A 9,244-nucleotide genomic window follows, 5' to 3' on the forward strand; every position below is an offset into this window, starting at 1 on the left:
GAATACCATGATTGCTATAACTTGTTTGATCCTCGGCACTGCCATTGAGTGATAAATAAGTAACTAAGCCAAGATCATCAACTAAGGGAGATTGATACATCGCTTTTTGGATTTCTTCTTGGCTACGCGCTTGATTCCAAACAGAAAGTTCTGCAAGACAACCTTGCCAATAATGAGAGAGATTAACAGAGGCTCCCAAGATGATTTTTTCAATCCCCGTTAAGGCACGGTTATGACCGTTGCCACGATGCCAAATGATCCCATTACGATAGATCAACATTCGGCCTGTGGTCGCATTTTTGACAAAGGCCCAATGAGTCCAATCACTATAATCCTTAAGCTTGACTTTTTTTTCAATTCGATCGAAACCTTCTTCATTTCCCGCATCCCAAAAAATCGCAGGTTTCACGGGATCGCCCCAAGGCAGGGTAATATGTAGAACCCGGTTATTTTCCCGATTAACAGCTTCTAAGAGAGTCGTTTCTGTAGCTAAATTATTTTCCCCTTTTGCCCAAAATGTAATGGTAATACTCTGATCGATGTCAAGAAATCCGTGGGATAGATCAATATGATCATCGATGCCATTAAATTTTAGTACAGAGCGTTGTTCAGCCATTGGTTTTGTCATCGACCGGGGGAGAAAGGGGTAATCAGGGGTTCAGGGACTCTGACTAATAAGAGATTGATTTATCTGTCATGATTTCCCAGAATGCTACCGCCTAGCTTAACACATTTTAGTTATCTAGCGATATATATATAAATAAATGTGTAAGTAGATGGGCGTAAAAAACTCTAAGATCCCCCCGCCTGTCGGCACCCCCCTTATTAAGGGGGGCAGGGGGGATCGAGTGCAAAACCTATCTTCTATTTAATTGCAAACAGCTACTTAGGAGTCAACGACTAATATTCCAGAGCCGGCACTTGCTGTGGCGAGAAACTCAGAGGAGTTGACCCCAATCCCTATCGCCATCAATAGGATTTGGAGGGATGCTCATGGCTGATTGACATCCCTCCCTGGGCCGGTTAACAGCAAACCCTAGGTACTTATTGTAACTCTGACCAAATTCCGCGGCAGCGCTCTACAATTAGTCCCTGAAAAATTAATTGGGTTGCGGGATGAATCTCTACTTTATACAGAGCAAAAAGACCTGTTGGACTATTTAGATTTAACTCCCTTCGCGTTAGAGATAAGGCTTTTGTTCGGTGCATTTCCACCGCTTTTAGTAAGCCTGGATAACTAACATTACGCAGGGACAATTGACCATTTTTTGTGAGATAAATGGCATCATTTTGCAAGAGATATTCCAAACTGATCAAACTAGCGTGGACATCCACATCTTTTTCTAAACCCCCTAAACGGTGAGCATCTAAACCAAAGCGAATGCAGAAATTAACAGCGACTAATTTTCCCGCTTCTTCGGCAGGTAAAGCACAATCGGCAAATTCAAAGCCTAAACTATCTGAGCGCCACTCCTCGACTCCGGCATAGGTATAGTTTTGAAACAGTTTATTTTTGAGTTTTAAGTCAAATCCCAACCCACTAGCATGACCCGCTTCATGGAATTGGGTATCGAGATGGCGATAGCGTTCACCATTAATTTGATCCTCTAGGGGTCTTAATAGCAAATCGGCCGTTTCTGGCTCAAAAATTTTTCGGATACATTCGTAGCTAGAACCGGAAAAGCGTCGTTTTTGCTCACTGGCATTATTTAAAGCTGGTCCTTGAACACTATTGGGAAAAGTCCACCTATGGGGAACGATAAAAGCCTCCCCCTTTTCACCTTTAACCGTGCCACAACTAGCAATTTCAGTAAAGGATAAATTTCTGGGAATCGGTTGTCTTAGACTGCCAAATTTTTCACGAGTCAAGCTTTCTAGTTGTTCGATAGAAGGTTGACTATTTTGGTGAATTTTTCCGTAAATTGCACTCAACGTGAGTTGTCGTTCTCCCTGACGATTGATGCGATAGGGAGCAATCATCAGAAAATAACCATTTTTACCGATAAAATTCAGATTAATGAAATCTTCTGATAAAATGCTCCAGTCGTTGGTTTCTAAAGCCGCTGCTGTTTTCCAGAGCCACTGAGCCGGAACTTCACAGCTATCTGCTTCCTGTTGACGGAGTTTTTTCGCCGCGATTGCAATTTTATTTTGCTCGATATCTTGGACGATTTCTTGGAACAACTGTTGTTGATTAACCAGGGTTTGATTCATTTTTTGGGTAGCTAAGTTGGTGTAATAGTTTAACGTTGTTTTTTGACCCGTCTCTCATCGGCTAAACTCTTAGCCATTTTAAGATTTTAGGGTCTTTGTCATAGCGATAGGTCAGTCCATCTTTCCCCGTAATTGATTTTCCCTGACTGGCTTTGCTTCTGATGCTACTAAGGGAATAGTCGCTTAATTCCTTCATTTGTGCATGGGAAAGTCCCTCTTCGACTTCTGTTAAGATTGTTGTCGTTGGCGATTCGGGGGGGGGTTCCCCGGCAGAATTGATTTTAGGATTGACCTCGGTTTCCTGATTCGGTAAATCTTCGAGCCTAGTTTGAGAATTATCGACAGAAATATTAATAATTTCTTTCACTTTTTGTCGGCGATATTCCTCCACTGTAAGCAGTTGCCAATGGGAATTACTAGAGAGTTCTAAAACCCATTGATGATAGTTAAAGAGACTTTCCCGATGTCCGACACTAATAAAAGTTGTGTGAGTTTTCTGCAATTGCCGATATAAATTTTCCTCATTGTTTAAGTCCAAAGCACTTGTGGCTTCATCGAGGATAGTAAAACTGGGACGGGTAATTAATACCCTAGCAAAAGCCAAACGTTGTTGTTCTCCCAGGGACAAAATGTTTTCCCAAGGCTCTTCTGTATCAAAGCTATTGACTCGATTTAGTAAATTTTGGAGATTGACTTCTTGCAAAACTTCCCTTAATTTTATCTCATTGGTTTCTTGATTGCGATTGGGATAGAGTAACTGTTCTCGCAAGGTTCCTAATATTATATAGGGACGTTGGGGCAGAAACAATACTTCTTCTAGGGGGGGACGCACTAATCGGCCGGTTCCGGCATTCCATAAACCAGCAATTGCGCGTAGCAAGGAACTTTTCCCCCGACCACTCGGACCGACAATTAATAAACCTTGTCCTGGCTGAACAGAAAGGGAGAGGTTTTCGACAATTACCTGTTCATAATCGGGGGTTTGCAAGGTGACATCTTCAAAGGAAAATTGGTTTTCTTCGATGGTTTTAATCGTGCTTAAATTTTCCGGTTGTTTAATGACTTCTTCTAAGGCTTGGGAAAATTGCGATAGACGTTCAACATAACTGCTAAATTGTGCCGAAGTGCCAAATTCACTAATTAATTCCGCCAGCGCCGTAGCAAACAAATTAGCCGCTAAACAGGCTTGCCCGACCTGTCCGAAACTAATGCCCTCACTATTGATATACAAAGGACCCAAAATGACAAAAGTAAATACTTGAATTGCCGCCTGATAGCCCCGACTAAAAATTTCTGTGCCTCTCTCCCAATCAATTTTACGTTTAGCGCTGTCTAAGAGTTTATTAAATCGCCGCTGAATAATATTTAATTCCTGATTTTCTCCCTCAAAGAAAGCGATTGACTCCGCATGATTACGAATGTGGGTTAGAGCATAATTGTAGTTAGCCTTAAGTTCTAATTCTTCTTGAGTAATTTTATTTAAAGCTTGGTTAAAATAGATAGCAATGACGTTACCGAGAATTGTCCAAACGACTAAGATAATGGCTACAGAGGAAGAAATTGACCAGAGAATCACTAAAAAAGTGATCATATCTAGGACATTTTCTAGGGCAACGGCAAAAAAGGAGAGAGCTTTACTGGTAATCGGCTCAATTTCCTGGGATAAACGCTGATCTGGGTTGTCGATATCGGATTTAAAATTAATTCTGTAATAGGCGCGATTATGCAAATATTTGTTGAGAATCCAGTCATTGAGCCAAGCATACCAATCTAGGGCGATTCTTTTTCTGAGAAATTTAAGCAAGCCAACTAAAAGGGTGACAAAGAGCAGTCCAACCGCAAAAACTACCAAAGTTCTGACAAATTTATCAAAATCATTTTTTTCAAGGATGACATCAACTAAGTAATTACTAACAAAGCTATTGAAGGCATTTAATCCCACAACTCCTAGGATTGCCCCGATTAGTAGGATGAGCATTGCCCAAGCTTTCATCACATCAGAAAAAGCCCTTCCCCCCGATTCAGTAGGATACCAATAGGGAGCAGCGATCAGCTTGACACTGTGCCAAAATTTGCTGACATCGGAGATAATATTAGTCGTCGATCGATCTTGAGGGACTTTGGCGGACATATAGCATTTATATTTGAGTTGTGGACATTTTGCTGGAATGATTTTAGATTTTGGCTGGATTGGCGGAGTAGAAGGCAATTGGCGAAAATATAAAGCTCCCCGACAATTTTAAGGTTATTGTGCTTGAGTTGTGGTGACATGATCCCGTCGCTTTATCTGTCAGCATAGAGTGATGGCTTTCTCAGACCCCCTGCTACTGCTTTTTTAACCCTCGTTATCTTACTACAAGTAACCATTGTTTTGATAGCTAAAGCTAGTGAGCGCTTCTCAGACTACCACATATTACCGAATTTTGTTGACCATGACAAATTTTCTTTTCTATGATAGGATTTCAGGATACAGGGTTCAAAGTAATGAGGTGCGCCGATTTTCTTCCCCGTTTACTGTTCCCTCAAAGCGATAACAGACCTCGCGACATCATGGTGAAAAATGTTCGATATATGTTACATTTTGTCCTCGGCTTCCTTGCGCCCCTACAGTGGGGGGCAAATTCGGTTTCTGTAGGGGCATAAAGCATACGCCTTCCCCTAGATAACCTTTTTTTATCATCACAAATGCGGGAGAGTCATGAGTAGAAATATGAAAACAATTTACCCACTTTCACCGGGACAAGAAGCAATGTGGTTAATCTGCCAAATTGCTCCGGAGAGCGTTGCTTATAATATATTTATTACTGCAAAAATTCATGCTTATTTAAACATTGCTGTTGTCAATCGTGTCTGGCAAAAAATTATTGAAAAGCACCCAATTCTGAGAACCACCTATACCAGTTATGAAGGCAAACCGGTACAGCAGGTTAACCAGCAAGAGAATTTTAAGGTTGAGGTAATAGATGCCAGCGACTGGAGCGAAGACCAATTAGTAGAAAAAATCTATGCTATTGCTGACCGCCCTTTTAACTTAGAAAAAGATTCAGTTTTGCGGGTGAATTTATTTACTCGTTCAGCAGCAGAACACATTCTCTTACTGACAATGCACCACATTGCTGGTGATATGTGGTCTTATGATTTACTGCTGAGTGAATTTCAAGCTTTATATCCCGGGGAAGTGGAGCAAGTTAGTCAACAGCAGACAGAAGCAGCCCCAGATTCTTTAAATGAAAATAAAACCTATGCAAATTTTCTCCAATGGCAAGCAGCAATGCTATCGGGTACTAGGGGAGAAAAACTGTGGCAATATTGGCAACAACAATTAGCTGGCGAATTGCCAATTTTGCATCTGCTTCCCGACAAACCCCGCCCCCCAGTAAAGACCTATCAAGGAGCCTCATACATTGCCAAGCTAGATGAACAGTTAACTGAAAAACTCAGGTATCTAGCTTCAGCATCGAACACCAGTCTTTATCAGATTCTGCTCACAGCATTTTACGTCCAACTTTACCGCTACACTAATCAAACAGATATTCTTATAGGTAGTCCGATGAGAGGTCGGACGGCTAAAGAATTTAAAGAGATTGTTGGCTACTTTTCCAACCTGACCGTTTTAAGAGTTTCTGTTCAGGAGAATGCCACATTTACAGAACTTCTGGCTCAAGTTGGCAAAATAGTTAGACAAGCCCAAAAGCATCAAGATTACCCATTTTCTTGGTTAGCAGATAAACTCCAGCCACAAAGAGATACTAGCCGTTCGCCTTTATGTCAAGTCAGTTTTGCTTGGCAAGCACAAACTTGGTGTGAGGCTAAAAATAATTCCTTGCATCTGCAAAAATCAGTGTTACCAATGGAGCCATATTTGTTAGGACAAAGAGGCGGACACTTGGATTTGAGTTTAATGGTAAGGGAAGCGAAAGGGGAGATTGAGCCGTGTTGGCAATACAATACTGATTTATTTGAAGCTGTTACTATTGAGCGTATGGCCAAGCATTTTGTCAGATTGCTCAACTCCATTGTGCTTAATCCACAGCAGCCCATTTTCCAATTATCAATGCTCACAGAAGTTGAGCAGCGGCAGTTACTTTTTGACTGGAATAATACTCAGGCTGACTATCCATTAGATAAGTGTATTCATCAATTGTTTGAGGAACAGGTGGAACGGACTCCTAATGCTGTTGCAGTAGTATTTGAAGGTCAACAATTAACCTATAATGAGTTAAATTGTCGAGCTAATCAGTTAGCCCATTATTTGCGGAAATTAGGCGTAAAAGCTGATACTTTAGTCGGTATTTCCCTTGAGCGTTCCTTAGAGATGATGGTCGGATTATTGGGGATATTAAAAGCGGGTGGTGCTTATGTACCTCTTGATCCTGAGTATCCTAAAGAGCGAATTGAATATATCTTGTCTCATTCTGATGCCAAATTTTTGATTACCTCTAGTCAAATTTTAGAGTCCTTCCCCAATCATCGAGCGCAAGTTATTTGTTTAGACACTGATAAGTCAGATATTGCTCAAGAAAATCAGAACAATCCAAAAAGTCAGGTTGGTGCGGAGCATTTGTGTTATGTCATCTTTACCTCTGGTTCAACTGGTAAACCTAAAGGGGTACAAATTTGCCATCAATCCCTGGTGAATTTTATCCATTCCATGAAATCAGAACCAGGATTAACCGCTCAAGATTGCTTAGTTGCGGTTACTACGATTAGTTTTGATATTCATACTTTGGAAATCTATCTTCCTTTAGTGGTGGGGGCAAAGCTGATTTTAGCTAGTTCTCAGATTGCCTCAGATGGTTTAGGATTAGCCGAACTAATTGCGACTCATCAAGCCACAGTGATGCAGGCCACACCAGCAACTTGGCGTATTCTATTAAGCCCAGATTGGCAGGGGAACCCTAAATTAAAGGCGATTTGTGGCGGAGAAGCATTGCCACGAGAATTGGCGGATAGTTTGTTGGCAAAAGTGGGTTCTCTTTGGAATATATATGGACCGACTGAAACAACCGTTTGGTCAACCACTTATGAAGTTAAACGAGATCGTCCTAACCCCCGACTAGATACCCCCGAACCTATTGGTCGTCCTATTGCTAACACCCAAGTTTATATCCTAGACTCATCCTTGCAACCTGTGCCAATTGGTGTGCCGGGAGAACTTTATATTGGTGGGGATGGTGTGGCTAGAGGCTATTTCCAGCAACCTGACTTGACGGCTGAACGGTTTTTGAGCAATCCTTTTTTACCGAATTCACCCCTCTATAAAACAGGAGATTTAGCTCGTTATCTATCAGATGGTAATATCGAATACTTAGGACGCATTGATAACCAGGTTAAAATTCGCGGCTTCCGCATTGAATTGGGGGAAATTGAAACCGTTCTTAGTCAGCACACTGCGGTCAAAACGGCTGTTGTGATTGCCCGGGAAGATGAGACAAATCAGAAACGTTTAGTCGCCTATATTATTCCCAAAATAGAGATTATTTCCACTCCAAAAGAGCAAAATTCACTTAATGTTACTGAACTGCGGCAATTCCTGAAAGCCAAGTTACCAGAGTATATGATTCCTAGTGCCTTTGTCATTTTGGAATCCCTACCCTTAACACCTAATGGTAAGACTGATTACCGTGCTTTACCGGCTCCCGAATTCCAAAGCCAAGAGCAGTATATTGCGCCGCGTAACCCAATTGAAGAAATACTGGTAACAATTTGGTCTGAAGTTTTAAAAGTCAAACAAGTAAGCATTAATCATAACTTCTTTGAACTAGGAGGACACTCATTATTAGCTACTCAACTCATTTCCCGCATTCGCACTAATTTCTCAATAGAAATTCCCTTAAGGAGTCTATTTACAGCACCAACAATTGAAGAATTATCCCAACAAATTCAACAATTACAGCAACAGGATTTAACCCTATCCGCACCCCCCATATTACCAAGGGGTGAACAATCTGAATTATTGTTGTCTTACGCTCAAACTCGTCTCTGGTTTTTAGACCAATTAGAACCTAATAGTGCTTTCTATAATATTCCTGTAGCTTTACGTTTGCAAGGTCATCTTAATCAATCTGCTTTAACACAAAGTTTAGAGGAAATTATTCAACGTCACGAAGCATTAAGAACCAACTTTATTACCGTTAATGGACAACCAAATCAAGTTATTCAAACAGTAACAAATTGGGCTGTATCAGTAATTGACTTGCAGCATTTATCCCCAAAAGAACAAGAAATTGCTGCCAAAAAATTAGTCAAAGAACAAGCATTTAAAACCTTTGATTTAGGTAAAGAAGCATTAGTAAGAGCCACCTTAATCCTGCTGAATAATAACGAATATTGGTTATTATTATGTCTGCACCATGTTATTAGTGATGGTTGGTCAATGGGTGTATTGATTGAAGAATTAACAGCGTTATATAATGCTGTTAATCAAGGTCAACCTTCACCCTTAAAACCCCTACCAATTCAGTACGCTGATTTTGCAATTTGGCAAAGACAATGGTTGCAGGGAGAAGTCCTAGAAAACCAATTAAATTATTGGAAAAAACAACTAGCAGACGCACCAACTTTCTTACCACTACCAACAGATAAACCTCGTCCAGCAGTCCAAACATTTACTGGGGCACATCAAGAGTTCCAACTATCCCTTGAACTCACCCAAAAGCTAACAGAATTAAGTCAGCAACAAGGGGTAACAATGTTTATGACATTGTTAGCAGCCTATGGAATATTACTTTATCGTTATACAGGACAATCAGACATCTTAATAGGCACACCTATAGCTAACCGTAACCGTCGTGAAATAGAGAGTTTAATAGGCTTTTTTGTGAACACCTTAGTAATGCGGACTGACTGTTCAGAAAATCCCAGTTTTCAGGAATTATTGATGAGAGTGAGAGAAATGTCTTTAGGTGCTTATGCTCATCAAGATTTACCCTTTGAAATGTTAGTAGAAGCCTTACAAACAGAGAGAAATCTTAGTCATACTCCTCTATTTCAGGTAATGTTTGTCCTTCAAAATACTGCCTTATCTGAA

At 40.7% G+C, this 9,244-nt stretch carries 4 protein-coding genes; 1 reads left to right on the forward strand and 3 read right to left on the reverse strand.

All coding sequences use genetic code 11. The features are described 5' to 3' along the window. From O9332_RS16200 to O9332_RS16210, 3 genes are all read right to left on the reverse strand, one after another. Positions 1-616: LamG domain-containing protein (locus O9332_RS16200; RefSeq protein ID WP_288026429.1), on the reverse strand; the 616-nt coding region annotated here is incomplete at its 3' end. Between the two features lie 428 nt (positions 617-1,044). Beyond that, positions 1,045-2,214: a DUF6014 family protein gene (locus tag O9332_RS16205; protein WP_190722317.1), complete on the reverse strand. Its 1,170-nt coding sequence runs from the start codon at positions 2,212-2,214 to the stop codon at positions 1,045-1,047. Positions 2,215-2,275: 61 nt separating this feature from the next. Then, the gene (locus O9332_RS16210; RefSeq protein ID WP_288026432.1) at positions 2,276-4,345 is read right to left on the reverse strand and encodes an ABC transporter ATP-binding protein/permease; all 2,070 of its coding nucleotides are present in this window, start codon (positions 4,343-4,345) and stop codon (positions 2,276-2,278) included. A gap of 579 nt (positions 4,346-4,924) precedes the next feature. On the opposite strand from O9332_RS16210, the gene O9332_RS16215 reads away from it, so the two are divergent. Continuing rightward, positions 4,925-9,244, forward strand: a 4,320-nt coding sequence (locus O9332_RS16215; protein WP_288026434.1) for a non-ribosomal peptide synthetase, incomplete at its 3' end; no start/stop codon positions are given.

Source organism: Microcystis sp. LE19-10.1B, assembly GCF_027530565.1.
Classification (GTDB): domain Bacteria; phylum Cyanobacteriota; class Cyanobacteriia; order Cyanobacteriales; family Microcystaceae; genus Microcystis; species Microcystis aeruginosa.

Excerpts from the sequence above, each read along its gene's own strand:
- O9332_RS16210 (WP_288026432.1), bottom strand. The coding sequence starts at position 4,345 with ATGTCCGCCAAAGTCCCTCAAGATCGATCGACGACTAATATTATCTCC.
- O9332_RS16205 (WP_190722317.1), bottom strand. The coding sequence starts at position 2,214 with ATGAATCAAACCCTGGTTAATCAACAACAGTTGTTCCAAGAAATCGTC.